The sequence below is a fragment of the Pacificibacter marinus genome, assembly GCF_018860665.1.
Taxonomy (GTDB): Bacteria; Pseudomonadota; Alphaproteobacteria; order Rhodobacterales; family Rhodobacteraceae; genus Celeribacter; species Celeribacter marinus_A.
The window spans coordinates 1-25,157 of record NZ_JAHKPK010000022.1; the positions used below are offsets into that span (position 1 = coordinate 1).

21 protein-coding genes and 1 tRNA gene are annotated in these 25,157 nt (G+C 53.1%); 4 read left to right on the plus strand and 18 right to left on the minus strand.

What is annotated here, in order from left to right:
• Window positions 1–660: 660 nt before the first annotated feature.
• From msrQ to clpB, 4 genes are all read right to left on the minus strand, one after another.
• A complete protein-coding gene (msrQ, locus tag KO497_RS06005; RefSeq protein WP_215943067.1) occupies window positions 661–1,299 on the minus strand; it encodes a protein-methionine-sulfoxide reductase heme-binding subunit MsrQ in 639 nt (212 codons plus the stop codon).
• A 65-nt stretch (window positions 1,300–1,364) separates the two neighbouring features.
• Complete coding sequence (gene msrP / locus KO497_RS06010; RefSeq protein ID WP_215943068.1) at window positions 1,365–2,309, minus strand: protein-methionine-sulfoxide reductase catalytic subunit MsrP; 945 nt, start codon at window positions 2,307–2,309, stop codon at window positions 1,365–1,367.
• Between the two features lie 67 nt (window positions 2,310–2,376).
• Window positions 2,377–3,873: an FMN-binding glutamate synthase family protein gene (locus KO497_RS06015; RefSeq protein ID WP_252729540.1), complete on the minus strand. Its 1,497-nt coding sequence runs from the start codon at window positions 3,871–3,873 to the stop codon at window positions 2,377–2,379.
• 211 nt (window positions 3,874–4,084) lie between these two features.
• Complete coding sequence (clpB, locus tag KO497_RS06020; RefSeq protein WP_215943281.1) at window positions 4,085–6,703, minus strand: ATP-dependent chaperone ClpB; 2,619 nt, start codon at window positions 6,701–6,703, stop codon at window positions 4,085–4,087.
• Between the two features lie 237 nt (window positions 6,704–6,940).
• On the opposite strand from clpB, the gene pyrF reads away from it, so the two are divergent.
• Window positions 6,941–7,645, plus strand: a complete 705-nt coding sequence (gene pyrF / locus KO497_RS06025; protein WP_215943069.1) for an orotidine-5'-phosphate decarboxylase — start codon at window positions 6,941–6,943, stop codon at window positions 7,643–7,645.
• On the opposite strand, the gene KO497_RS06030 is transcribed toward pyrF, so the two are convergent.
• From KO497_RS06030 to KO497_RS06040, 3 genes are read right to left on the minus strand one after another with little or no spacing between them, the layout of a single operon-like run.
• The gene (locus KO497_RS06030) at window positions 7,642–8,085 is read right to left on the minus strand and encodes an NUDIX domain-containing protein (RefSeq protein ID WP_215943070.1); all 444 of its coding nucleotides are present in this window, start codon (window positions 8,083–8,085) and stop codon (window positions 7,642–7,644) included. The genes pyrF and KO497_RS06030 overlap by 4 nt on opposite strands.
• 8 nt (window positions 8,086–8,093) lie before the next feature.
• Entirely contained in the window at window positions 8,094–8,381 is a 288-nt protein-coding gene (locus KO497_RS06035; protein ID WP_215943071.1) for a hypothetical protein, read from the minus strand.
• A gap of 8 nt (window positions 8,382–8,389) precedes the next feature.
• Window positions 8,390–9,283 (minus strand): SPFH domain-containing protein, encoded by an 894-nt coding sequence (locus KO497_RS06040; protein WP_215943072.1) that lies wholly within the window; start codon window positions 9,281–9,283, stop codon window positions 8,390–8,392.
• Window positions 9,284–9,377: 94 nt separating this feature from the next.
• Here KO497_RS06040 and KO497_RS06045 point away from each other — a divergent pair, with 94 nt between their 5' ends.
• Window positions 9,378–10,628, plus strand: coding sequence for a DNA polymerase IV (locus tag KO497_RS06045; RefSeq protein ID WP_215943073.1), 1,251 nt, complete (start codon window positions 9,378–9,380; stop codon window positions 10,626–10,628).
• Window positions 10,629–10,648: 20 nt separating this feature from the next.
• On the opposite strand, the gene KO497_RS06050 is transcribed toward KO497_RS06045, so the two are convergent.
• The gene (locus tag KO497_RS06050) at window positions 10,649–11,509 is read right to left on the minus strand and encodes an N-formylglutamate amidohydrolase (RefSeq protein WP_215943074.1); all 861 of its coding nucleotides are present in this window, start codon (window positions 11,507–11,509) and stop codon (window positions 10,649–10,651) included.
• 175 nt (window positions 11,510–11,684) lie between these two features.
• On the opposite strand from KO497_RS06050, the gene KO497_RS06055 reads away from it, so the two are divergent.
• Both KO497_RS06055 and ykgO read left to right on the plus strand, forming a co-directional pair.
• Window positions 11,685–11,759: transfer RNA gene (locus tag KO497_RS06055), tRNA-Val, on the plus strand.
• Window positions 11,760–11,818: 59 nt separating this feature from the next.
• Window positions 11,819–11,944: a type B 50S ribosomal protein L36 gene (ykgO, locus tag KO497_RS06060; RefSeq protein ID WP_085850311.1), complete on the plus strand. Its 126-nt coding sequence runs from the start codon at window positions 11,819–11,821 to the stop codon at window positions 11,942–11,944.
• 91 nt (window positions 11,945–12,035) lie between these two features.
• Here ykgO and KO497_RS06065 read toward each other — a convergent pair whose 3' ends face one another.
• The 10 genes from KO497_RS06065 to KO497_RS06110 form a co-directional block, all read right to left on the minus strand.
• Window positions 12,036–13,199: an MFS transporter gene (locus KO497_RS06065; RefSeq protein ID WP_215943075.1), complete on the minus strand. Its 1,164-nt coding sequence runs from the start codon at window positions 13,197–13,199 to the stop codon at window positions 12,036–12,038.
• 72 nt (window positions 13,200–13,271) lie between these two features.
• A complete protein-coding gene (locus tag KO497_RS06070; protein ID WP_215943076.1) occupies window positions 13,272–14,582 on the minus strand; it encodes a DNA recombination protein RmuC in 1,311 nt (436 codons plus the stop codon).
• The gene (gene mutL, locus KO497_RS06075) at window positions 14,579–16,510 is read right to left on the minus strand and encodes a DNA mismatch repair endonuclease MutL (protein ID WP_215943077.1); all 1,932 of its coding nucleotides are present in this window, start codon (window positions 16,508–16,510) and stop codon (window positions 14,579–14,581) included. Before mutL ends, KO497_RS06070 begins: the two co-directional genes overlap by 4 nt.
• Before the next feature lie 45 nt (window positions 16,511–16,555).
• Window positions 16,556–17,875: a M16 family metallopeptidase gene (locus tag KO497_RS06080; RefSeq protein WP_215943078.1), complete on the minus strand. Its 1,320-nt coding sequence runs from the start codon at window positions 17,873–17,875 to the stop codon at window positions 16,556–16,558.
• A complete protein-coding gene (locus KO497_RS06085) occupies window positions 17,872–19,221 on the minus strand; it encodes a M16 family metallopeptidase (RefSeq protein ID WP_215943079.1) in 1,350 nt (449 codons plus the stop codon). Before KO497_RS06085 ends, KO497_RS06080 begins: the two co-directional genes overlap by 4 nt.
• Before the next feature lie 87 nt (window positions 19,222–19,308).
• The gene (locus KO497_RS06090; RefSeq protein ID WP_215943080.1) at window positions 19,309–19,812 is read right to left on the minus strand and encodes a DUF3035 domain-containing protein; all 504 of its coding nucleotides are present in this window, start codon (window positions 19,810–19,812) and stop codon (window positions 19,309–19,311) included.
• 54 nt (window positions 19,813–19,866) lie between these two features.
• The gene (lspA, locus tag KO497_RS06095) at window positions 19,867–20,340 is read right to left on the minus strand and encodes a signal peptidase II (RefSeq protein ID WP_215943081.1); all 474 of its coding nucleotides are present in this window, start codon (window positions 20,338–20,340) and stop codon (window positions 19,867–19,869) included.
• An 18-nt stretch (window positions 20,341–20,358) separates the two neighbouring features.
• Window positions 20,359–21,948, minus strand: coding sequence for a bifunctional phosphoribosylaminoimidazolecarboxamide formyltransferase/IMP cyclohydrolase (purH, locus tag KO497_RS06100; RefSeq protein ID WP_215943082.1), 1,590 nt, complete (start codon window positions 21,946–21,948; stop codon window positions 20,359–20,361).
• Between the two features lie 58 nt (window positions 21,949–22,006).
• Window positions 22,007–23,752, minus strand: coding sequence for a heparinase II/III family protein (locus KO497_RS06105; RefSeq protein WP_215943083.1), 1,746 nt, complete (start codon window positions 23,750–23,752; stop codon window positions 22,007–22,009).
• 98 nt (window positions 23,753–23,850) lie between these two features.
• Window positions 23,851–25,131, minus strand: coding sequence for an RsmB/NOP family class I SAM-dependent RNA methyltransferase (locus tag KO497_RS06110; protein ID WP_215943084.1), 1,281 nt, complete (start codon window positions 25,129–25,131; stop codon window positions 23,851–23,853).
• Window positions 25,132–25,157 lie beyond the last annotated feature (26 nt).

Sequence of the window (25,157 nt, forward strand, 5' to 3'; positions counted from 1 at the left end):
TTAGAACCTCTGCACATCGCCTAGCCTTACTGAAAGCTAGGACTTTCTGTTTCTCGTGCTGAAGTTATCCAAAGATAACAAAAGCCGACAAACAGTGAAGCTGACACTCTATAATCGGTAGCGGCCTAAACCACTCCCTAAGAGCGCGATATACAGACGTTCGATCCATCGAATGAACCAAACCGCCCACATATCTCTTCAGTAATTATCAATGTCAAAGAGCGCTAAATCAACCTAAGCCAACCTAGACAGCGACAAAAACCAGACCAGTGCGCCAAATCTCTCCAGCGCGCCCGCCTAACTTAAACCTCTGATTTTACTTCCAAACCTCACTTCGCAACATCTCAGCCGCTCCGCTCCGTCCGCCCCGCAGTCAATTGCTCGCTGCCGGTAGAGGGGGTTCTAAGGCGAGTGCAGCACCTTCGCAAGAGCTTTTTGCACTCTTTATGAAACTTTCTTGAAAAACAACGTAAGGTGCTGAAAAATAGTATTAAAATATGTAACTTTATGCGGTCACGCTTCAATTGCTGGCTTTCAGTTCGCCCTCCATCAAACCAGACTTGTTGCCCCGAACAGTTCCGCCACTAGATGTGGTAATGTGATGCGACGAATGCGACTCGGAGCAAGTAGAAATGGCGATTCCACAGACCTTAACACGGCTCAAGACTTGGCCACGCGCCTTTTCGGCTTAATGCGCAATGCCAGAAGTCCCAAGATGGCGGCCAAGTAAATCAACGGCTCAAGTTGCCAGCCTTTGACCAGCCAAACGAAATGCACCCCACCCAGTATCACCGCAGGGTAGGTGAGCTTGTGCAAGCTGCGCCATTTGGGGCCAAGCTTGCGTAGGGACCAGTTATTCGATGTGATTGCCAATGGGATCATCAGAACAAAGGCTGCCATCCCAATGGTAATGTAAGGCCGCTTTAGTATGTCCTTTACGATCTGATCGACGATCTGCACATCGAGCACCAGCCAAACCAAAAGATGTAAGAAGATGTAGAAGAACCCGATCAGCCCAAGAGCACGGCGAAACTTGATCAAACTGATACCAGTAAACCGACGTAACGGAGAGATCGCCAACACGGCGATCAAGATCTGAAGTCCCAACTCGCCCATTTCGTGCTCAAGAGACTTTACAGGATCAACGCCAAGGTTTCCGTTCAGGGCGGAAAAAAACATGAAAACAGGCGGAATCACAGCGACGATATAAAGCGGCCACGCAGGGATGCGACGCAGACCCCCATTCACGGATTGGGCGATGGCTTGTTTGGTTTGCGTGACAGTGGAGAGAGAAATCATCGAGCGTCCTTAAACAGAGCAACAAAAAGGGGCCGCCGAGGCTGCCCCTGATGATGTGACATGGTTTAGTAGTTTGTTGTCAGATCCAGATCTTTGTAGAGATCGCCGACTTGCTCTTCGTAGCCGTTGAACTTGACCGTCTGCAGGCGAGGGGCAAACAGACCGCCACCGATGCGGCGCTCAGAGGATTGGGTCCAACGCGGGTGACTGACCTCTGGGTTCACGTTTGAGTAAAAGCCATACTCTTTCGCGTTGATCGATTTCCACGTGTTGAGCGGCTGGGTATCTGTCAGTGTGATTTTTACGATCGATTTGATAGATTTGAAGCCATACTTCCAAGGTACGACCAAACGCAGCGGTGCGCCATTTTGATTTGGCAATTCCTTACCATACAGACCCGTCGCCATAAGCGTCAAAGGATGCAGAGCCTCATCAAGGCGCAATCCTTCAACGTAAGGCCAATCCAGCAGGGCGCGCTTTTGACCTGGCATCTCCTCAGGGCGGAACAGAGTCTCAAAGCGCACATATTTGGCAGAGGACTGAATGCCCGCCAAATTTAGCAACTGGTTCAACTCAAAACCGTTCCAAGGGATAACCATCGACCAAGCTTCGACACAACGGAAACGATAGATGCGTTCATCGATATCCACCTTAGCCAAGATATCTGCGAGATCATATGAGCCCGGACGATCAACCAAACCATCGATTTCCACAGCCCAAGGATCGGTCGTCAAGGTATGCGCGTTCTTCGCGGGGTCTTCTTTGCCAGTGCCGAACTCATAGAAGTTATTGTAGGACGTAATCTCTTCAAATGTGTTTGGCTTCTCAGTTGTATCGAACCCTTTAATTTCGAAATCAGGCGCGTCTTGTGCGCGTGCAGGAGATGCCCCCAGCAACCCAGTACCAAGTACGGCACCTCCTCCGACCAAACCACTCATTAAGCTGCGGCGATTGATGTAAGTGCTTTCCGGCGTAATGGCTGAATATTTCAGGTCGCTTTTAAAAGTCATGACGGGCTCTCCACGGTTATTTCATTATAGATAGCCCGCCACGCGCATTTCTCAAAGCAAACTCATGTCACGTCTTCGTTGGCTCTTTGTAACTTGGCACGATGCGCTCTAACTCTCGCGACGTGCCATCCGCCTGTACAATCCGAACATGGTGACGACGCATTTGACGCGGCTCAAGCACGCCAACCGAATGCGCAATGGTTTCCAGTTCCTTTATTGACGCAACAGCATAAGCCGCCACTTTCTTGTATTTGTCTTCGACAACCAAGCCGCCTTGTAGATGCGGGTCGTGTGTCGTGATCCCCGTTGGGCAGGTATTCTTATTGCATTTCAGCGCTTGAATGCAGCCAAGGCTGAACATAAAACCGCGCGCCGAACATACGAAATCCGCGCCGGCACAAATGGCCCATGCCAAATCCGCAGGGTTCACCAGCTTCCCGCCGGCGATGATCCGAATACGATCATGCAACCCGTATTTGTCGCGCAGATCTACAATGCGGATCAACGACTCTTTAATAGGCATGCCAACCAAATCCATCAAAGGCATTGGCGCAGCACCCGTGCCGCCTTCACCACCGTCGATGGTGATAAAGTCTGGAGCAGAATCTTCTCCGCGCTCTTTGATCAAGGCAAAGAATTCAGCCCATGGGCGTGACGAACCAACCACAAACTTGAAACCAACAGGTTTGCCCGTAACCTCACGGATGTGGCCGATGAAGTCCAAAAGATCACCAAAGTCATCCACTTCGCGGTGACGATTGGGCGAAATGCCGTCTTCGCCTGGTTTCAGCCCACGGATTTGCGCAATCTCAGGCGTGATTTTGGCGGCGGGCAAAATACCGCCTTTGCCCGGCTTTGCGCCTTGGCTCAGTTTGATTTCAAACATACGGACGGTTTCATGTGCGGCCATGGCACGCAATTTATCGTCATCAAGATTGCCAGCCTCGTCGCGAATGCCGTATTTTGCGGTGCCTATTTGATAGACCAAATCAGCGCCCCCCTCGAGATGAAACGGGGAAAGCCCGCCTTCGCCCGTGTTCAACCAAATGCCAGCTTCTTTGGCGCCTCGGGACAAAGCCAAGACCGCAGGCTTTGAAATTGCGCCAAAAGACATGCCCGAGATGTTAAAAATCGATTTGGCGACAAAAGGTGTGCGGCAATTTTCGCCAATAACCATCGGGTCCGTGGTCGCGAATTGATCATCAAGCGGCGGAAAGGTTGCATTTGCGAAAATGGTCGTGCCGGGCACCGACAGATTCCGAGTAGAGCCGAACGCAATGGTATTGCCCTTTTTATCCGCCGCGCGGTAAATCCAATCACGCTGCGCCCGATTGAACGGCAATTCTTCACGGTCCATCGCAAAGAAATACTGGCGAAAGAACTCACCCAATTCTGTAAACAAATGCCGGAAATGCCCAATGACTGGATAGTTGCGCAAAACAGCATCGCGTGTTTGCCGCTTATCAAACACATACAACACTATCGCGCCCAGCACCACGGCACCTAACACAAAGACAAAAAACAGCGCCATCACTTGCAGCGCACCCATTGCCCAAATCCACATATTACTTTCCTAACCCGATTTGTATTGGCGCGACCCTGCCATAAAAAAAATAAGAGACAACTCTGTTAGCGCTATCCACCCCTCAAATTTGCCTATTTTTTCAGCATACTTTCGCATGCAGGATAAGAACAGATTGTCACCGCCGAATATCACACGAAAAAGGCGACTCCTTTGGGAGCCGCCTTTCACTATAGCCAATTTAAATCAACGTTTAATGAACAATCGCGTCATCTGGCTTTGGACGATTTGAAGCGCCCTTGCGATCACCGATGATCAATCCCTCAGCGCCTGCAGTAACCTCAATAGACTCACCATCTTTAATGTCGCCAGCCAACAAACGTTCCGCGAGCGGATCTTGCAAAGCACGTTGGATCACACGTTTAAGCGGACGCGCCCCAAACACAGGGTCATACCCCTCATCCGCAAGCCAAGCTTTGGCCCCATCATCAAGCACGATAGACATGTTGCGCCGCGCAAGGCGTTTGTCCAAAAGCCCAAGCTGGATCTTAACGATACCCCCCATATCTGCCCGCGCCAAACGGTCAAATATGATGGTCTCGTCCAAACGGTTCAAGAACTCAGGCCGGAAGTGTGCCCGCACGGCATCCATCACATCGCGTTTTGCCGCCGCAGGATCAGCCCCATCAGGCATCTGGCTAAGCGCTTGCGCCCCAAGGTTTGACGTGAGGATGATCAGTGTTTGCTTGAAATCCACAGTCCGCCCTTGGCCGTCTGTCAACACACCGTCATCAAGCACCTGCAACAGCACGTTGAACACATCAGGATGTGCTTTTTCAACTTCGTCGAACAGAACCACCTGATAAGGTCTGCGCCGCACAGCTTCGGTCAAAACGCCACCTTCGTCATAGCCAACATAGCCGGGAGGTGCCCCGATCAAGCGGGAAACGGCGTGTTTTTCCATAAACTCGGACATATCAATCCGAACCATCGCATTGTCGTCATCGAACAAGAACTCGGCGACGGCTTTGGTCAGCTCGGTTTTTCCCACACCCGTTGGCCCAAGAAATAAGAACGACCCCAAAGGACGGTTCTCGTCGTTCAAACCAGCACGCGCTCGGCGCACAGCATTGGCTACAGCGCGCACTGCACTGTGTTGACCAATGACGCGATTGTGCAGCTCGTCTTCCATACGCAACAATTTATCACGTTCGCCTTCAAGCATCTTAGAGGTTGGAATACCCGTCCAACGCTCAACCACTTCGGCGACTTGTTCAGGACGCACGGCTTCCTCGACCAGCAAGTCTTGCGCCTCGTGACCTTCTGCAGATTCCACCTGCTTTTCCAACTGCGGGATCACGCCATAAGACAGCTCGCCCGCTTTGGCCAAATTGCCTTCGCGTTTGGCGATTTCCAAATCAGCACGGGCGCGATCCAGTTTTTCTTTCAGATCACGTGTACCTTCCAGCTTGTCACGCTCGGCTTGCCACTTGGCCGTCATGCCTGCGGATTTCTCTTGCAAATCAGCCAGCTCTTTTTCGAGCTTTTGCAAACGGTCTTTTGAGGCGTCATCATCCTCTTTAGACAATGCCATGGCCTCGATCTGAAGCTGCAAAATTTGGCGATCCAACTGGTCCAGCTCTTCTGGCTTGCTGTCCACTTCCATGCGCAAACGACTGCCAGCCTCGTCGATCAAATCGATAGCCTTGTCCGGCAAAAATCGATCCGTGATGTAACGATGCGACAGCGTTGCTGCCGCCACCAATGCTGCGTCCGAAATCCGCACACCGTGGTGCACTTCGTATTTTTCTTTGATGCCGCGTAAAATGGATATCGTATCTTCAACGGTTGGTTCTTCAACCATGATTGGTTGGAAACGCCGTGCCAAGGCCGCGTCTTTTTCGACGTATTTGCGATACTCGTCCAAAGTGGTCGCGCCGATACAATGCAGCTCGCCACGCGCCAACGCAGGTTTAATCAAGTTTGCCGCATCCATCGCGCCGTCACTTTTGCCCGCGCCAACAAGCGTGTGCATTTCATCGATGAACAGAATGATTTCACCAGAGGCCGCTTCGATTTCTTTCAAAATCGCTTTGAGCCGCTCTTCGAATTCACCGCGATATTTTGCGCCAGCAATCAGCGCGCCCATATCCAGCGCCATCAGTTTTTTGTTGCGCAGGGATTCAGGCACATCGCCATCAATGATACGCAAAGCGAGACCTTCAGCGATCGCGGTTTTACCCACGCCCGGCTCCCCTATCAAAACAGGGTTGTTTTTAGTGCGGCGCGACAAAACCTGCATCGCACGACGAATTTCTTCATCACGTCCGATGATGGGATCGATCTTGCCCTCTTCGGCAGCCTCAGTCAGATCACGCGCGTATTTTTTCAACGCATCATAACCATCTTCGGCAGAGGCACTGTCAGCCGTACGGCCTTTGCGGATGTCATTGATCGCTGCATTGAGTTTCATCGCCGTGATGCCGCCGCCCACAAGCGCATCTTTCGCGGCAGATTTCACCACGGCAAGCGCGGTTAAAATACGCTCAACCGGCACAAAGCTATCGCCGGCTTTGGTGGCTATTTTTTCTGCCTCGTCCAGCACTTTGGCGGTGGATTGATCCATATAGGTTTGCCCTGCATCGCCAGAGACGCGCGGCACTTTGGCCAGCGCTGCATCGACGACTTCTGCCACGACTTTCGCATCGCCGCCCGCGCTGGTGATCAATCCAGAGGCAAGCCCTTCGGGGTCATCCAAGAGCGCCTTAAGCAAATGCTCAGGGCTTAATTTTTGGTGGCTTTCGCGCATCGCAATGGTTTGTGCAGCCTGCAAAAACCCGCGTGAGCGTTCTGTGAACTTTTCCATGTCCATCATCGTATCCTTTCAAATAAGCGTTCCAGATGCACAGCGCCCAAATGCGGCGCGCTTTGCGGTAGAACCTTGATCTTTATGTGGTTGGCACTTGGCCCCAATTCAAGATCACAGATACGAGAAGTTTACGCCCTGATGTGACGCAATGTCAGCGATACAAAGACATGTTATAATAGCCACCGCTTGTCTCACGTCAGTGATGGCAATATGAGAGGTGCAAATCATAGGAGCCAGACCATGACCTCACCCGCAGATGACCGCCTAATCGTAGCCCTCGACGTTCCAAACGTGATCAAAGGCCTTGAGGTCGCCAAACAGATTGGTGATGCAGTATCCTTTTATAAAATCGGGTTGGGTATGCTCACAGGTGGCGGGCTGGCTTTGGCCAATGAGCTCAAACAAGAGCACGGAAAAAAGATTTTTCTCGATATGAAGTTCTTTGACATCGGCGCGACTGTGGAAAACGCGGTGCGTGGCACGGCGCAATTCGATATCGATTTTCTGACGGTCCACGGCGACCCTTATGTGGTCAAGGCCGCCAAACAAGGCGCGTCGGGATCTAACATGAAAATCCTTGCTGTCACCATTTTGACATCCCTGGATCGAGCTGACTTGGATGGCGCACTGATCAAATCAGGTGAGATCAAAGATTTGGTCCAAGAGCGCGCAGGTAATGCGCTGCGCGCTGGCGCAGATGGCGTGATTTGTTCGCCACAAGAAGCAGCACTTGTGCGCGCCCTGCCTGAGGCCGCTGGCAAGTTGATCGTTACCCCCGGTGTGCGCCCAACAGGTGCCGCGCTTGGCGATCAAAAACGCGTGGCAACACCAGCGCAAGCCATCAAAGACGGTGTCGATCACATGGTTGTTGGCCGACCTATTTGGCAAGCAACCGATCCACGCCAAGCGGCTTTGGCCATCTTGGATGAGATCAAAAACGCCTAAATCGTTTCATTGAGCGTCATAAGTGCGCGCGACAATCTTGCGCGCATTGTCTCAATCGAGTCCTTGCGCGACAAGTATTCTGATACAGGCATCCAGCACCAACGCTGGCCCTCGTCCCCCAATGTAATGTCACTGTCTGGCAGATCATCCCAACGCGCGACAAAAAAATGTACAGTCACATCTGGCTGTGCCAGTGATTTTTGTTCTTTGGCGTGATAGACAATTTTGCTTGGATCAAGCACCACAGACAGTTCTTCGAAAAGCTCGCGCGTGACGGTCTGAATCGACGTCTCGACATCCTCACGCCCGCCCCCCGGTAAGTCCCATTGATTGGGAAAAGCTATGTCAGGCTGATCATCGCGCAGAAGCGTCAAAACATCTTCCCCGCGCAAGATTGCTATTTTCGCGCCATCAAAATCGTCAACAGCGTCGTTAGACATAGGGGGCTTCAAACGTCATCGTTGATGTCTTTGTCCCAGATTTTGACTTGGCCTTTACGCACCCCAAAGATGCGGCGCATGACATACCAAGCCGCCATCGAAACAACAGCAAAGATAAGCGCCAAGATCGCAGGGTTGCCTGACCCAAGGCCAAGCCCCAAAAGGGCCGCTACAACGGCCGCCCCTGCCCCAAATCCCAAAAACAGGAACCCCGGCGCAAAGACTTCAAGCACTAACAGAGCAACAGCCCCGAGGCCCCAAACCCACCAAAGCGCCCAAATATCGACTGGCGTCATCGGATCCATTATTTCTTGCCTCCGAACAACTTAAACGCATCACCAAAGGCATCAAGCGCGGCGGCTGGCACGATCACGGTTTGACTGCCCGTGCCGTTGCCGACAGCCGTCAGCGCCTCGACTTGTTTCAACGCCACTTGGTATTGCGCGGCTTCAATGCCGTTTTCGGTGATCGCTTCGGCCACAACAGCCGTAGCATAGGCTTCGGCGTCTGCTTCAATGCGGCGCGCTTTGGCGATTTGTTCAGCCGCATAGAGTTGTGCATCGGCGTTCAATTCGACAGAACGTTTCGATCCTTCGGCCTCAGTCACAGCCGCACGCCGCGCGCGTTCGGCATTCAACTGTTGCAGCATCGCGGCGCGTGTCGCCTCATCAAGGTTCACGTCCAAAATCTCAGCCCGCGTGACTTCGATGCCCCAATCATCCACAGCGCTTTCAACCTGCGCTTTGATCGTCTCGATCAGACTGGACCGGTTCGATTGCACTTGGTCGAGTTCCATCTTGCCGATCTCAGAGCGCACAACACCAGCGACAGTGGTGGCAATCGCACCGTCGACATCCCGAATACGGTACACCGTGCGCTCAGGTTCGGTGATGCGGTAGAACACTGAAGTCTCCACTTTCACCAAAGCGTTGTCAGACGTAATCGCGTCTTGCATCGCATTGGGCAATTGGCGTTCCAAAATGGAAATTTTATGTGCCACGCGGTCAATCAATGGAATTACAAAGTTGATCCCAGGCCCAAGCACTGTGCGCAAACGACCAAAACGTTCGACGACGAATTTCTCAGACTGCGGCACGATCCGCACGCCTTTGAAGACGAGCAAAACAATAAACGCGGCAATCGCCAGAACCACAAGATTACCACCTGTCAAAAACGCAGGAATTCCATATTCAACCATGACTACACCACTCGTTTGTTTGTATCTATTTAGGTAGTGTCTATCCAAATTCAATCTGCACGTATAGAGCAGCAAGTCCAAAACCGAGGGTTCGATGCCAAATCTGTGCCGTGATTGTTTGACCACCTTTGAGGCTGGCACGCGCTGCCCATCCTGTGGCAGACCACGTGTGCTATCGCATCCTGAGCTTTACGATCTAAGCATTGCACATATGGACTGTGACGCTTTTTTTGCTTCGGTTGAAAAACGCGACAACCCCGATCTGCGCGACAAGCCTGTGATCATCGGTGGCGGCAAGCGCGGGGTTGTATCTACTGCCTGCTACATCGCGCGGGTCAAAGGCGTACGGTCCGCCATGCCTATGTTCAAAGCCCTACAACTTTGCCCCGAAGCCGTGATCGTCCCACCGCGTATGTCGGCCTATAGTGAGGCCTCGAAAGCCATTCGCGAAATGATGGACGAGCTGACGCCCAGGGTGGAACCTTTGTCTCTGGATGAGGCTTTCATGGACCTCAGTGGTACAGCAACTTTGCACGGCGCGCCCCCAGCTGTGATTCTCGCGCGATTGGTCAAACGTATGCAGCATGAGCTTGGCCTCACGGGATCTATTGGCCTCAGCCACAACAAATTCTTGGCCAAAATCGCCTCTGATCTGGATAAACCGCGCGGGTTTTCTGTCATCGGATTGGCGGAAACCGAAAGCTTTCTCGCGGATAAGCCCATCAAACTCATCTGGGGTGTTGGCAAGGTCGGGCAAGCCTCGCTTGAGAAAGCTGGCATTCGCACCTTTGCCGATTTACGCCGATGGGAACGCGATGATTTGCATCTCCGTTTTGGATCGATGGGCGATCACCTATGGCATCTGGCACGCGGGCTAGATGCGCGGCGCATTTCACAGCGCCAAACCGTCAAATCCATTTCAACAGAAACAACGTTTTCAGCGGATACCATGGCGATAGATGTGCTCGATAAACATATTTGGCGTTTGTCAGAACAAGTCTCTGATCGCGCCAAGACAAAGGCGCAAGCGGGCCATGTCGTTACTTTAAAACTGAAACGCGCCAATCATACGTCTTTAACCCGACGCCTAACGTTATCCAGTCCTACGAATTTAGCGGATCAAATCTATCGCACCGCACGCGGGTTACTGGACCAAGCCATCGCTGAGGGGCCTTTCCGATTAATCGGCGTTGGCATCAGCAATCTCGTCTCAGACGATGGTGCGAATCTATCGGCTGACATGCTTGACCCCGGTGCTGGTAAACGCGCGGATGCGGAACGGGCTCGTGACGAAATTCGCCGCAAGTTCGGCAAAGACGCGATTATCAAAGGTCGGTCGCTGTAACCATCGGGTTCGCACGCTGATCACTCTGCCGCCAAAGGCAGTCGTCCCGCGTCCAATTGTGCAATACGGCGTGCAGCACCGCTGAGTCTTTGCTTAACATTCTCAAAATCGCCTAAAGGAACCAGAGTTTTCTCATCCATATAAAGCGAACGATCAATTTCAATTTGGACGCAATGCTGATGCTGACTTGGTCGCCCATAGTGTTGGGAAATATAGGCCCCCGCAAAAGGCACATTGCGCAGCACTTCAAACCCTTCGGCGCGAAACGCGGCCTCGATACTGTCAACCAATGCACCACTTGCAGAGGCACCATAACGATCCCCAATCACAATTTCGGGCCGTGCGCCGCTTGGGGTTTTGACATGTTTGAGCGCTTCGCGTGGCATCGAATGACAATCGATCAACAGTGCTTGTCCGAACAAGGTCTTGGTTTCACGCAAAAGCGTCTCTAGCATTAAGTGATATGGCTGCCACACTTGGGCGATTCGCATATCTGCCTCTGCGCGCGTAAGCTTGCCGCTGTAAATCGCGCGCCCTCCCGCCACCACGCGGGGAATCACGCCCAAGCCTGACAAAACCCGCGCATTCAATCCACGCCCGAAAACAGAATCAATCAACGCAGGGTCCAGCTCGTCACTTCTTCTGTTCAAATCGACCCAAGCCCTTGGATAGGTTGCATTTAAAAATATAGCACCATAGCTGGGCGTGTCCGAAAAAAGCCGATCAACATAGGCATCTTCGGACGATCTGAGCGAAAAAGGGTCTAAAACCGAGCGTTTCAGCATGTCGGTGGGGTATTCGCACCCGCTGTGAGGCGAGGAAAACACAACGCATGACGTGCGCTTTTCAGGTCGGCATAGCCGGTAAGGAACCTTGTTCATGTCGTTGCCCTTTCACAGAAAACTATAGCTTTCGATTTTCCTTTCCAAAAGCCCTTGATCAATGCTCCGACTCCTTTTATACGCCCTCGGACTGACGTGGGAACGACCTACGCTTTGATTGCTAACACCCTTGTGGCCGGATCAATTAAAACGTAATGCTCCCTTGGACGAAAATGGGTGTATAGCTCAGTGGTAGAGCACTTCGTTGACATCGAAGGGGTCACAAGTTCGAACCTTGTTATACCCACCATCGTTCCGTTAGATAGGTTTTAACTGGCGCACGCAGGCGCCGCGATAAGGAGACTGGACATGAAAGTTCGCAACTCACTCCGCTCGCTGAAAAGCCGGCACCGCGATTGTCGCATTGTGCGCCGTAAAGGTCGCGTTTATGTGATCAACAAAACGCAGCCACGCTTCAAAGCCCGTCAAGGCTAAGAGCTTCAGCAGCTTACTAAATTAAAAGAGCCGTTCAGGAAACTGAACGGTTCTTTTGTTTGGGTGGTCTCTATAAACATTTTCAATGAGCTCAGGCCCTGCGCAACCGCCCCAGCCAAAGATGGATCACAGCCCCACAGCCAAATGTTGTGGCCGCAAAAATGATCAGCCCGTTCAGACCAAGGGCACTGGTGAGCAGGATCAACAGCGGTGTGCCAACCATATTGCCAGCATTGCCCAACTGCGCCAGCGCCCCATTGGCAAGAGCTTGGTCTTGCGGTGTCACGTTCAAAACCGGAATGGCCGAAAAGCTACCGGCTTGCGCAAGGCCTGTCGCCGCTAAAATCGCTATGCCAGCCCATTCAACAGGCGCACCAAACGCCAAAGACAGTGCCATGACCATCGATATACAAAAGCCCCCGATGATCACGGGTACAGAGGTAAAACGCCGCACCAAAGCGATGCCCAAAGTCATAGAAACACACAGCGCCGACAAAGGCAAAATGCCGACCAGTGCATGACGGTGCTCTGGTGTAAAGAAATCAGGCATCACCGTGACCAGAGCCACAAATCCGGCTGCATAAAAAAACCAGCCCGCTGCCGGTGCTGCGATCCAAGGTGAAGTATAGGCCGTAATATGGCGCGCTAAGATGGCTCGCAACGTCAATGGATCAGGCGAGCGTGGGATGATGTTACTCGGAAGAATAGTCCATACACCAAACGCGGCGATGGCCATGCCCACGCCGTGGCACAAAAACAAAAAGGGCACCCCAAAGTGATCCACAAGCGGGGTCCCACCCCAAGAGAACACAGCAAAGGACACAGCAAAAACTGTGCTCCACGACGCCATCGTCACGGCACGATGACGCGGTTCTGTCACCTGCCCCAAAACTGTGGGAGCTGCGACAACAACCAATAGATGTGAAAGCCCCTCCAACAAGCGACTGATCAAAAACGGTGCAAAGCTTGGGATCGAACTTTGATAGATTGACAAACCAGCGCCTAAGCAAAGTGCCACAATTAGCGGCTTACGCGCGCCCACTCTGGCGATGAATGCGCCAGCAAATAGCCCGCAGACCAAGCCAACCGTTGAAACCAGCGAGACGAGAAACCCAAGCGCCGCCCCATGTGACGAGAATACCTCGCGAAAATAGGGAAATGTCACCGAGATTTTAGCGAATTGGCCTGCCGCCAAGACACCGCTGAGCCACAACACTATGACCAAAATAAAGGGGGTTCGTTTTACAACTGCCATCGGGGGAGTGATGCCCTCAGAGCTGCTTCTTGGCAACCTCAATCCTTGCACTCCCTAAGGGCAAAAATGCACTCAGACCTTAGGCGTCAACGGTAACACATCGGTCGGTTGCACAGCGGGCGTATCTGCTGCCAGCTCCTCGAAATCGAAATGATCCAGTCTGTGCGCACGCTTGCCAGCTTTATCTGCCGAAATTTTGATGTCTTCGATGTCTTTTGCTGCCTGCCCAAAATGGCGATCCAAATTGCCCACACGAGTGCCAAGCCGATCCACATCGCCCGCCAACAGTGCGAGTTCCTTGCGAATAGAACCCGCTTGTTCGCGCATCCGTGCATCTTTTAGAATCGCGCGCATCGTGTGCAACGTCGCCATGCAGGTGGTGGGCGATACAATCCAAACACGTTTATCAAATCCCTCTCGCACCAACTCGGGAAAATTGGCGTGCAACTCGGCATACACAGCCTCAGAGGGCAAAAACATCAAGGCACCACCAGCAGTTTCGCCCTCAATGATATATTTGGTTGAAATATCACTGATGTGCTTTTTCACGGCCGAGCGCATCATCTTGGCCGCTTCATTCACTTCCCATTGGGTGCCTGCGCGCCGTAAGGCCTCATAGGCCTCAAGCGGAAACTTGCTGTCGACAACAATTGATCCAGGGGGATTGGGCAAATGAATCAAACAGTCCGCACGTCTGCCGTTCGACAGTGTCGCTTGTAGCGTATAGCTGTCTTTTGGCAGCGCTTTGCCAACGATATCGTTGAGTTGGATTTCTCCAAACGCGCCACGTGTTTGCTTGTTCGACAAGATATCTTGCAGCGACAACACATTGCCCGACAGCTTTTCGATATTAGCCTGCGCCTTGTCGATGGTCTGCAAACGCTCTTGCAGCTCACCCAGAGAACTCGCCGTATGCTTGGCGCTGCCCATCAGGCTTTGCCCCATTTTCTCTTGCATCTCAGCCATAGCGTTGTTGGTGCGCATCTGCATTTGCGATAGGTTCTCTTGCAGCTTGAGTTGCTGCGCGGCCATGTTATCTGACATCTGCTGCTGCATCTTCGCGAGGTTTTCCCCCGTACGCTGTTGCGAGGCCGACAGGTTTTCATGCAGGTTTAACTGCACTTCACCAAGCCGCTGCTCCATCAAATTGGTCAGCTGGTTCTGCGCGATGGCTTGCGTTTGTGCCACGCTGTTAAGACTGCCACTCAAGTGATCTTGGCTCGACGATAGTTGTTCAACGCGGTGTCCAAGCATGGACATTTGCGCCATAGATTTCGACGCACTGCGCAACACAGACCACAGCATTAACAAGATGAGCAGGAGGATCACCGCGCCTCCAATCAGCGCATAGATCTGCATTTGAGGGTCATCAAAAATCATCATGTGCGTCCAAACAAACGTTCAATATCCGAGAGCTTGAGCTCCACATAGGTCGGGCGGCCATGATTGCATTGTCCCGAATGCGGCGTTGATTCCATCTCACGCAACAGTGCGTTCATTTCTTCACCGCGCATCCAACGCCCTGAGCGTATGGACCCGTGACAGGCAACACGTGACAACACCGCCTCGATACGGGCTTGTACCGTGTGACTGTCACCAAGATCTGCCAATTCATCCAATATATCCGAAATCATCGCTGAAGCATCGACACGGCCTAAGATCGCAGGCGTTTCGCGCACAGCAATAGTCCCAGCGCCAAAGGCCTCGATCACCAAGCCAAGCCCTGCCAAATCATCAGCCAAATCAAGCAATGTTTGCGCATCGTTCGCGCCCAACTCGATCACTTCAGGAATCAATAGCGCTTGCGACGCAACGCCATTTTCGGCCATCAGTTTCTTGAGTTTCTCATAGACCAGCCGCTCATGGGCCGCATGTTGATCGACAATCACAATACCTGTTTCGGTTTGCGCGATGATGTAGTTTTCATGCACCTGAGCGCGCGCAGCCCCAAGCGGCAATTTTTCTGCGGCAGGCTGAGGGACCGCATCTTCGACTCGCGCGGATGGTAATGTCATTTCAGCGAAACCAGGCACATCAGTGCGCTCGGGCGCTTGCCAGTCATAACTGTTTTGAACACCACCAGCGGATGGGCGCGGCGGCATCGTATAACCAGAGGCCCCACGCCGATCCATCTGATAAATGCGCGGCGCAGCATCATCGGCTTGGACGGGATTTTGACGACCCAAGAATGGTGTTTCTGGCTGCATCGCTTTCAACGTGTCTTGAGCAACTGTTGTCGAGGCACGATGCCCTGCAGCGGCCAGAGCGTTGCGCAGGCCAGATACGATCAAACTGCGCGCCTCGGCGGGTTCACGGAACCGGACTTCGGATTTGGCAGGATGCACGTTCACATCCACACGGTGCGGATCAACGTCGATAAACAGACAAGCAGCGGGATGACGATCACGGCTGAGATAGTCAAAATAAGCGGCACGCAAAGCTCCAAGCAAAAGACGATCTTGCACGGGGCGCCCGTTGACGAACAAGAACTGCGCCACAGAGGACCCACGCGAATAAGTCGGCAAGGCGGCATAGCCCGTCAGGTGCAAGCCTTCGCGTTCTGCATCAATTGCCAAAGCGTTTTCCGCGAATTCTTTTCCCAACACTGTCGCCAGTCGCCCGTGCAGCGCATCAAACATATCACCCGTTTGCGGATCAGCGCGAAACGTCACGCGACCCTCACCGCCGCCCGACACGTCACGCAGCACGAATCCCACGAAGGGCTCAGCCATAGCCAGACGTTTGACCACATCAGAAATAGCTTTGGCTTCGGCACGGTCCGTGCGCAGAAATTTCAACCGTGCAGGCGTGGCGAAAAACAGATCACGCAGCTCAACAACAGTGCCTTTTGTCAAGGCAGCAGGCTTGATTGGATCAATGCGTCCACCCGAAATGGACAAAGACACGCCGTCATGCCCCTCAGCCCGTGACGTGATTTTCAAACGCCCAACAGCGCCAAGCGATGGCAACGCCTCGCCCCGAAAACCAAAGGTGTGAATATTCAACAGGTCTGTGCCGTCGATCTTAGATGTCGCATGGCGTGACAACGCAAGCGGAAGATCATCGGCGGTCATGCCACAGCCATCATCAGTCACGCGGATCAAGGTCTTGCCACCATCGGCGTAGTCGACAGTGATCCGGTGCGCACCTGCGTCGATAGCGTTTTCAACCAGTTCTTTCACCGCAGAAGCGGGGCGTTCAACCACCTCGCCCGCAGCAATTCGATTGATCGCGCCTTCATCCAATTGACGGATAACAGGGCGTGATGCGGCTGGCCCAGATTGGCCTATATTGAGGTCAGGAGAATTCATAACACAAGAAATAGCATGAGGCCTCCCGATTCGGCCATGTTCAAATCAATCAGATTTTAGATCATCCGGTTGACCAACGACGACAAAGGTCAGCTCTTCGGGCTTGTACAATTCACGCACAACGCGGTTGAGATCATCCAGCGTCACTGCATTCACCAAGTCGTTGCGATGCACAATGTAATCGCGTTCCAGCCCTGACATTTGCATCCCAACCAAGATACTGGCAATCGGCGCATTCCCATCAAACCGCAAAGCGTAAGCCCCTGTCAGATAGGTTTTGGCCTCTTCAAGTTCCTCCGCACTGATGCCATCATCAATGAGTTTACGCCATTCGTCTTTCACCACATCAATAGCCTGCGCCGTTACAGCATTACCCGATGAAAATTGTCCTAAAACGACCTCGGATTGTGCGTAAGGCACAAGATAGGATCCGATGCCATAGGTCAGTCCACGTTTTTCGCGCACCTCTTGCATCAAGCGCGATTCCCGTGTGCCGCCGATGATTTCGTTGGCGATATAAGCAGGAATAAAATCAGGATCGTCGCGTTTGATGCCAGAGTGGCCAAACATCACGACAGATTGCGGTGTTTCAAACGGCACGACGGTCACGCCCCCCGTGAGTGCAGGAGCGACGTAGGGGGGAAGTTCTGGACCAAATTGCGGCAAATCCCCTAACAAGCCATCTAAGAGTTCAGCCAGTTCTGGCTCTGTGATGTCGCCCACGGCTGAGACATACAGGCGATCTTTGACCAAGGCACGGGTGTGCGCCGTCGACATATCTTCAGGCGTCAGGCCCGAAACTGTTTCAGTCGTGCCACTAGGTGAGCTGCCATAGGGATGGTCGCCAAAGGCAAGCGCGTTCAATGTCGAAGAAGCGATCTCGTTTGGCGACGTTGTATTGGACTCGATGTTCGACAACACTTGTCCACGCACACGGTCCACCGCCGCCTGATCAAAGCGCGGCTCCATAATAGCCATACGCAACAAAGCCACGGCCTCGTCGCGATTTTCGGTCAAAAAACGTGCTGAAATCGAGACCGAATCTGTGTTTGCATCAAAGTCAAATCGCGCAGCCAAACTGTCGCGTGCCTTGGCAAAACCTTGCGCATCCAGATCGGCGGCGCCTTCTTCCAAAGTGGCCATCATCAAATTGATCTCGCCGCGCTTACCCGCACGGTCCAACGACGTACCCCCTTTAAAGCGCAATTCAAGCGCTGTGAAAGGAATCGAATGTTCCTCTACCAACCACGCGGTTATGCCTGCCTCAGTGGTAATTTCTTGAACGTCAATCTGAGCAAAGACAGGTGATATTGCGCCAACGATAGCCAATGTGGCACCGGCGATCACGGAAATAAAAGGCTTCATTGTACAGCGTCCTTTTGCATGTCTTCTGATGCAATCTCAGGCATCAAAAATCCTGTCACTGCGTTGGATTTGTTGAAAACGCGTCTGGCCGCAGCCATGACATCTTCGGGGGTGACAGCATCCAGCACCTCAGGCCAGGCCTTTACGTCTTCAATGCTTAAACCAATGGTCAGGTCTTGTCCGTACCCACGCGCGAGGCTTTCGATATTGTCCTGCTCATAAATCAGCGAGGCACGCAGCTGGGTTTTAAGGCGGTCAAACTGTTCTAAATCGACGCCTTCCTCTAGGAATTTCGCGATTGTTGCATCCAATGCGATCTCGGCCTCTTCCAAAGACACGCCAGGAACAGGTGCAATAACCAATCCGAAACTGCCCAAGTCGACCGATGTTCCGTTGTAAAACGCAGAGACATAAATCGCTTTCGGGTCTTCAAACATCAAAGCTTGCCCAAGATACGATGTGGCCCCGTCGCCACCCAATAAGCTGGCCAAAAATTCTAGTGCTGCCGCCTCAGACTGATCGCCTGGATTGCGCTCTGTCGCTATATAACTGCGCGTGACATAGGGCTGCGAAACACGGGCGTCGCGCATGGTCATACGCCGCTCTGCCAATTGTGGTGGTTCTGTTGGGCGCACACGGTCTTGCAAGCCGACAGTCGGTTCTATCGGGCCATAATAGGTCTCTGCGAGGGATTTCACCTCGTCAGGGTCCACATCCCCTGCAACAACCAAAATCGCATTATTTGGCGCGTAGTATTGGCGATAGAACGCGAAAGCATCCTCACGATTGAGCTGCTCAATTTCATGACGCCAACCAATAATCGGGATACTGTAGCCGTGATTTAGGAACTGTGCTGCACGCATCTGTTCGCGAAACAAAGCGTCTGGGTCACTGTCTGTGCGTTGATTGCGCTCAGCAAGCACTACATTGCGTTCTGTCGCGACATCGTCTTCGGTCATCTGCAAACCGCGCATACGATCCGCTTCCATTTCCATCATCAACGGCAGTCTGTCAGCTGCAACACGTTGATAATAAGCGGTGTAATCCCAACTTGTGAAAGCATTATCAGAACCGCCATTGCGAGTGACAGTGGCCGATAATTCGCCAGCCTTCATTTTATCCGTGCCTTTAAACATCAAATGTTCAAGAAAATGCGCGATTCCACTTTTGCCCGGTACCTCGTCGGCTGCGCCCACTTTGTACCAAACAGTTTGCACCACGACAGGAGCACGGTGATCTTCGACGACGACAACTTGCATGCCATTGTCGAGCGAAAAGCTGGAAATATCTGCCGCGGCAACCGGCAATGCCAAGCCAATAAAAAAAGCACTCAAAAGAGTTTTCATGCGTTCACCTTCAAACAACGTTCACGCCTATAGTTGACCTCTCTCTAAGCTGAGGACAAGCGCCGTTGACGGTTAAGTGAACAGTGTTTAACTCTTAGGAGGTGCAGAGGGCACAAGCACACCAAGCGCGCGCAAACGCTCAAGCTCAGCCCAAGGGTCAAGCGCCAAGCGGCGATAGGCGCGCTCGTACTTGTTTTGGACCCAAGGGAATGATGGAGCTGCCGTTTTCAACTTGCGAAAGCGCGCATCGGATGCAGCCAGATCGCTACGAATGCTTTGGTCAACACCATAACGCGATGCATAGGTCACAATGCCACCATCAACACCTGTAGCCGTTGAGGTTCGTCCGCCCAAGGCCACAATAGCATCGGCTTTTGGAGTCGCATCTGTCAGATTTACCCCACCCAAAGTTGGCGCAGGCAGCGCAGCAAAGTCTTTTGGTGATTCCAGCGGCTTGACGGGCGTAATCGAGAACTCGTCAGGACTTGCTCCCACAGCGGCCGGTGTGATCGTAGACTTGGGCGCACAGGCGGTTGCGGCGATCAAAATCACCGAACACATAACCATTCGAATACTCTTTGCGTGCAACATATGTTCTCTCCGCCCTAACCGTCTGACCGTTTCTAACGCAACCTTGCGGCAAGGTCACGCACGCTTTTGCGTGTCACCTGTGAAAAGAATAAGTCCGAATGCGCCTGCGAAAATTGCGATGTCCGCGACGTTAAAGGAATAGGGGTTCGCAAAGCCGCAACACGACATGTTCAAAAAGTCTGCAACAGCGCCGTAAAGCACACGATCAATCGCATTGCCCAAGGCCCCGCCGACCAATAGCCCCGCACTGAGGTTACCGATACAGCCAAAATTTTCGCGCCTCACCCATGTCAAAACCCAAAGAGACATAACAATCGCCAAGGCGACCCATCCCCAGCGCAGCATCGCTGCGTATTGGGAAAAGAGGCCAAAGTTAATGCCGGTGTTCCACGCCATGCGGAACACCAAAAACGGCGGAAACACATTGATTTCACCAACAGAACGCAGATTAAGCGCATGTACCACGACCCATTTGGAAAGCTGGTCGACCATAAAAATGATCAGAGCTGTCAAAGCCGTGATACGCATGTTTAATCCTAACCTTGCTTAGTGACGGAAGTGACGCATACCGGTGAAAACCATCGCAAGCCCCGCCTCGTCAGCAGCATCGATCACTTCTTGATCGCGCATAGAGCCACCCGGCTGGATCACACATGTCGCACCAGCCGCAGCAGCCTCAAGCAAACCATCCGCGAATGGGAAAAACGCATCAGAAGCCACAGCAGAGCCAACAGCCAAGGGTTCGTCCAGTCCCATGGCGTCTGCCATTCGTTTGGATTTTGCAGCTGCGATCAATGCAGAATCAAGACGGGACATTTGCCCAGCGCCAACGCCAACTGTCGCTTGATCTTTGACATAGACGATCGCGTTGGATTTGACATGCTTTGCCACTTTCCATGCGAACAGCATGTCTTGGAGTTGCGCGTCAGTGGGGGCCACTTTGGTCACAACTTTCAGATCGTCCAAGCTGATAAAGCCAGCATCCTTGTTTTGCACCAACAGACCACCAGCGACCTGACGCACAGTGTGTGAGGCTTCCAAAACATTTGGCAAACCGTCGGTTGTGAGTAGGCGCAGGTTCTTTTTCTTGGCGAAAATCGCTTTGGCTTCATCCGTCGCACCGGGGGCAATCACAACTTCGGTGAAAATTTCGACGATGGCTTCGGCAGTTTCCGCGTCCAGCGCTTGGTTCAAGGCAACGATGCCACCAAATGCGGAGGTGCGGTCACAATCAAACGCGTTCTTATAGGCGTCCAAAAGCGTAGCACCTTTAGCGACACCACAAGGATTGGCGTGCTTAATGATCGCAACCGCTGGGGTTTCAGCAGGATCAAATTCTGCCACCAATTCAAACGCCGCGTCGGTGTCGTTGATATTGTTATAGGACAGCTCTTTGCCCTGATGCTGGGTCGCCGTCGCGACACCGGGACGGTTTGAACCGTCTGTGTAGAAAGCCGCAGACTGGTGCGGGTTTTCGCCGTAACGCAAAGTTTGCTTGATGGTGCCCGCGAAAGCACGGCGGCGCGGCGCAGCATCACCAATCGCGTCAGCCATCCAGTTGGACACTGCCGCGTCATAAGCGCCGGTGCGGGCATAGGCAATCTGTGCCAATTTTTGACGGAAAGCATAGGATGTTTGACCATCATTGGCTTCCAGCTCGGCCAGCAAGGCATCGTAGTCTTCAACATCCACAACCGTGGTCACGAAACCGTGGTTTTTCGCAGAGGCGCGGATCATCGCTGGACCACCGATGTCGATGTTTTCGATCATCTCGTCGTACTCTGCACCACGCGCCAAAGCGGCTTCAAATGGGTAAAGATTCACGATCAACAAATCGATACCGCCAATGTCGTGATCCGCCATCGCTTTGACGTGATCCTCATTGTCGCGCAGCGCCAAAAGGCCTCCGTGCACTTTCGGGTGCAGTGTTTTCACACGACCGTCCATCATCTCAGGGAAGCCTGTGACATCGGCCACATCTTTAACCTCAAGTCCCGCGTCACGCAGCGTCTTGGCCGAGCCACCGGTCGACAACAGCTCAACACCACGTGCGGCAAGCGCCTTGCCAAGGTCAACCAGACCCGTTTTGTCAGAAACAGAAAGAAGCGCGCGGCGCACCGGATAAAGATCAGTCATCAGAAGTCCCCAGATAGGCAGTCATTTGGTGATCCAGCAAGCCAGATCACATTTCAGATCAGGTCAAAATGTCGTCGTCTCGTTCAAGATCTCGCAAAGTTGTTGGCGTGTCCTGTGCCTTCGCCAGAGTCCAACGGACGCGCGTCGCATAATCCATTGCGGCGGCAGATAGAACCACTTGTTTGCTTGCTCGGGGTTTTAATCGGCCTTTTTCTAAATAAACTGACCGTTCCACGCTCAATTTCGCCCGCCCGTCATGGCGAAAGACCCAAATCTCGCCAGACTTAAGCGCCATCGACACAGCCGCACCGCCCATATCCAACGCGACATCGACATCAGGATGCAGGTGAAAGCGCACATGAAACGGGATGCCTTGCAGCTTAAGCTTGTCCATCATGCGATCGAATTGCGTCTCGTCCGCACGGGTGATCGTGGCCAATGTATCTTCGCCTGCAATCCCGCGCCCGTCAGCGGACAAATCGATCTGGCGCACATGCGTCAAACCATGGGTGCGCACATATCCGTTGTGCCCCGCCACAAATCCAAGCTCTTCGTCGGTGTTGCGAATTTCCAGCCGTACGTCATCGGGTGTATCAACCAACAGCTCACGCATATGGCCTCCGATCAATCGTTTTGCCCCAAGGCGCGATGACGAAAATCCGTCGATACCAAGGGTCGAATGCGACGGCGTTGCTCGCCCAGCGCGACGCCATTCATCGCCAAAACTTGCACCCGCACCACAATTCACGACCAAAGGGCGTCGCCCAGATGTCAACTCGAACGCCAAGGTCGAGGCATGCGCATTAAATGAGTTTTCCCGCGCGGGTGGCGGCGAAGCATCTGTGACAATCGAGGTGCGCCCAGCCGATTGACGCAAATACCCCATATGCAAACCTTTTGACGGTTGCGATGTATTGCCAGAACTGGCAAGCGCATGGTCAAGTCGGCCTTCGATGCCACGCCCTCCACCATGAAAGCGCGCAAGCCCTCCATCAGAATGACGCAAAGCCCGCAGCGTGGGCGCGATCCGTTCGATGGCGGCAATGTGATGGTCGCCCGCAATGCGACCCGCCTCGGACAAAGCGGCGGCAGCCCAAGTCAACAGCGTGAACACCTCCAACAGCTCTTCTGGGTTACGCGTTGTCAGCCCCCCTTCGGCGTTGATGTTCTCTTCGCATTCTTTCGCCAAAGCTTTGACCGCAGGATCAACGTTCTCTTCCATCCCTTGCAAAGACAGTCCTGCGTAAATCAGTCCTGTCAAAGCTTCGAACCTTGGCAGACCTTGCGATGCCGTATGCCATCTGCGCGACAAGAAAATGGTTTGCTGCGCCAGAGTTTTGTAAAAAGCATTGGAAACAGGCGTGTCTTGGCCTGACAGGAAAAACAAAGCATGGTTGATCCAACGGATCAAACGGCGGCCCGTCAAATCAGGCGTCCACCCCGGACCAGAGCCGCGCGCATGACGGTCCATCCACAAAATGATCCACTCTTGCGCACGGGTTCGTGCGTTCATGTCACCGACAGCCGCCAAATCATCCAGCCATGCAAAGCCATGCAATTCCGCGACAAAGGCGTCGCTCGTGACATTCAAATCCCAAATGGCAGTTTTGGGCGCTTCGACCAATTGGCCTGCAAATAGAAAATTACCCGCAATCAGCTGACGCCCTTTGGCAAACGAGCCAATAGACTTGGGTTCAGGCTGCGACACAAATCCGGTCGCCGCACGCGCACGCGCCGCACGCCACGCATGAAACCTGTTCATGCGGCGGGTCAGTTTTGCGCGCCAGTCTTCGGTTTGCGACATGCTCTGTCTGCCTCACCCTGCATTGCTCAAGGCGTTTATGGTTTGCGATCTAGATACAGGTTACAACCTATCCTGTCATCGGTGATTTCGCCCCTGTTTTAAGACCGGCGGAAAACTGTTATGAAAAATCCGTCCATTCCGCCACGTTCTGCCCAAAAATCAGGCCGCGTGCGCAGACCCTCAGGCCCGATCCAATCCGTTTCAACGCCCGAGATTTTTAACGCATCTAAATCAACACGCAAATCGGGATGGCGCGCCAAAGCATCTCTGACCTGTTCTTCGCCTTCATCAATCAGCAGCGAACAGGTACAATAAACCAAACGACCATTCGGTTTCAGCAGTGTCAGCGCACGGTCAATCATGTGCTCTTGCAGCTCGAACAGACCCGGAAATTCAGAACCGTCCTTGGAATAAGGTAAATCAGGGTGACGGCGAATCGTGCCTGTCGCAGTACAGGGCGCATCAAGCAAAATGGCATCGAAAGGCTCATCTTCAAACTCAAGCGCGTCTTTCACAACGGGAATCGCAGGCAAATAACACCGTTGAAGATTTTCAACGAGACGCTTCATCCGGCTTTCCGACACATCCAACGAGGTCACTTCCGCGCCCGCCGCCGAGATTTGTAGCGTTTTCCCACCTGGGGCCGCACACATATCCAAGATTCGTTCGCCTTTTTGCGGTGCCAAAATGCGCGCGGGCAATGCGGCTGCGGCATCTTGCACCCACCAATCACCATCCTCAAAACCGTTGAGCTTGGTCACTTGCGCAGCAGAACTGAGGCGCAAACTGCCCGTTGGCAAGATGTCCGCCCCTAGAGCCATGGCCACATCTGTGCCACCCGTTTTCGAGGTTAAATCAAGCGGCGCGCCTTTTGCATGAGCAGCTTCAATCGCTGCCACAACCTCTTTGCCGTAATCTGCCAACAAAGGTTTACGCAGCCATTTAGGCATCATCGGCACGGGCAATGTGTCCCATTTCTCAGTCTCGTCCGCCACTTTGCGCAAAACCGCGTTAACCAGCCCCTTGAAATGGCTCGCTTTTGTGCGCTCTTGCATCAAAGACACATAAGAATTCACCACGCCGTGCGACGCCTCGCTCGCACCGCAGATCTCATAAACCCCCAAACGCAGTGCATTCATCACATGCGGCGCAGGGCGTTTGGTCAAATGCGGCCCAAGCATGCGGTCACTGCGATCCATCGCCCGCAGGCTTTCCGTCACCAGCCGCTGTGCGCGAGCCCGCTCAGACGGGTCTAGGCGCTCGGTCTTGCTGGGCAAAACTTCGGACAACAGCCGTTTTTCAATCGTAACGGCATCGAGAAGCGCAAGCGCTGCGCGGCGTGCATCGAGGCTCGCGTCTTTTGATGATCTTGTTTTCATGGCTTTGCCTCGTATATCAGTCTTAT

Coding starts and splice junctions, on each gene's coding strand:
- msrP (WP_215943068.1), bottom strand. CDS start 2,309: ATGACTTTTAAAAGCGACCTGAAATATTCAGCCATTACGCCGGAAAGC.
- KO497_RS06090 (WP_215943080.1), bottom strand. CDS start 19,812: ATGTTGCACGCAAAGAGTATTCGAATGGTTATGTGTTCGGTGATTTTG.
- KO497_RS06045 (WP_215943073.1), top strand. CDS start 9,378: ATGCCAAATCTGTGCCGTGATTGTTTGACCACCTTTGAGGCTGGCACG.
- KO497_RS06035 (WP_215943071.1), bottom strand. CDS start 8,381: ATGACGCCAGTCGATATTTGGGCGCTTTGGTGGGTTTGGGGCCTCGGG.
- KO497_RS06050 (WP_215943074.1), bottom strand. CDS start 11,509: ATGAACAAGGTTCCTTACCGGCTATGCCGACCTGAAAAGCGCACGTCA.
- msrQ (WP_215943067.1), bottom strand. CDS start 1,299: ATGATTTCTCTCTCCACTGTCACGCAAACCAAACAAGCCATCGCCCAA.
- KO497_RS06105 (WP_215943083.1), bottom strand. CDS start 23,752: ATGTCGCAAACCGAAGACTGGCGCGCAAAACTGACCCGCCGCATGAAC.
- ykgO (WP_085850311.1), top strand. CDS start 11,819: ATGAAAGTTCGCAACTCACTCCGCTCGCTGAAAAGCCGGCACCGCGAT.
- pyrF (WP_215943069.1), top strand. CDS start 6,941: ATGACCTCACCCGCAGATGACCGCCTAATCGTAGCCCTCGACGTTCCA.
- KO497_RS06065 (WP_215943075.1), bottom strand. CDS start 13,199: ATGGCAGTTGTAAAACGAACCCCCTTTATTTTGGTCATAGTGTTGTGG.
- mutL (WP_215943077.1), bottom strand. CDS start 16,510: ATGAATTCTCCTGACCTCAATATAGGCCAATCTGGGCCAGCCGCATCA.
- KO497_RS06040 (WP_215943072.1), bottom strand. CDS start 9,283: ATGGTTGAATATGGAATTCCTGCGTTTTTGACAGGTGGTAATCTTGTG.
- KO497_RS06080 (WP_215943078.1), bottom strand. CDS start 17,875: ATGAAGCCTTTTATTTCCGTGATCGCCGGTGCCACATTGGCTATCGTT.
- lspA (WP_215943081.1), bottom strand. CDS start 20,340: ATGCGTATCACGGCTTTGACAGCTCTGATCATTTTTATGGTCGACCAG.
- clpB (WP_215943281.1), bottom strand. CDS start 6,703: ATGGACATGGAAAAGTTCACAGAACGCTCACGCGGGTTTTTGCAGGCT.
- purH (WP_215943082.1), bottom strand. CDS start 21,948: ATGACTGATCTTTATCCGGTGCGCCGCGCGCTTCTTTCTGTTTCTGAC.
- KO497_RS06085 (WP_215943079.1), bottom strand. CDS start 19,221: ATGAAAACTCTTTTGAGTGCTTTTTTTATTGGCTTGGCATTGCCGGTT.
- KO497_RS06070 (WP_215943076.1), bottom strand. CDS start 14,582: ATGATGATTTTTGATGACCCTCAAATGCAGATCTATGCGCTGATTGGA.
- KO497_RS06110 (WP_215943084.1), bottom strand. CDS start 25,131: ATGAAAACAAGATCATCAAAAGACGCGAGCCTCGATGCACGCCGCGCA.
- KO497_RS06030 (WP_215943070.1), bottom strand. CDS start 8,085: ATGTCTAACGACGCTGTTGACGATTTTGATGGCGCGAAAATAGCAATC.
- KO497_RS06015 (WP_252729540.1), bottom strand. CDS start 3,873: ATGTGGATTTGGGCAATGGGTGCGCTGCAAGTGATGGCGCTGTTTTTT.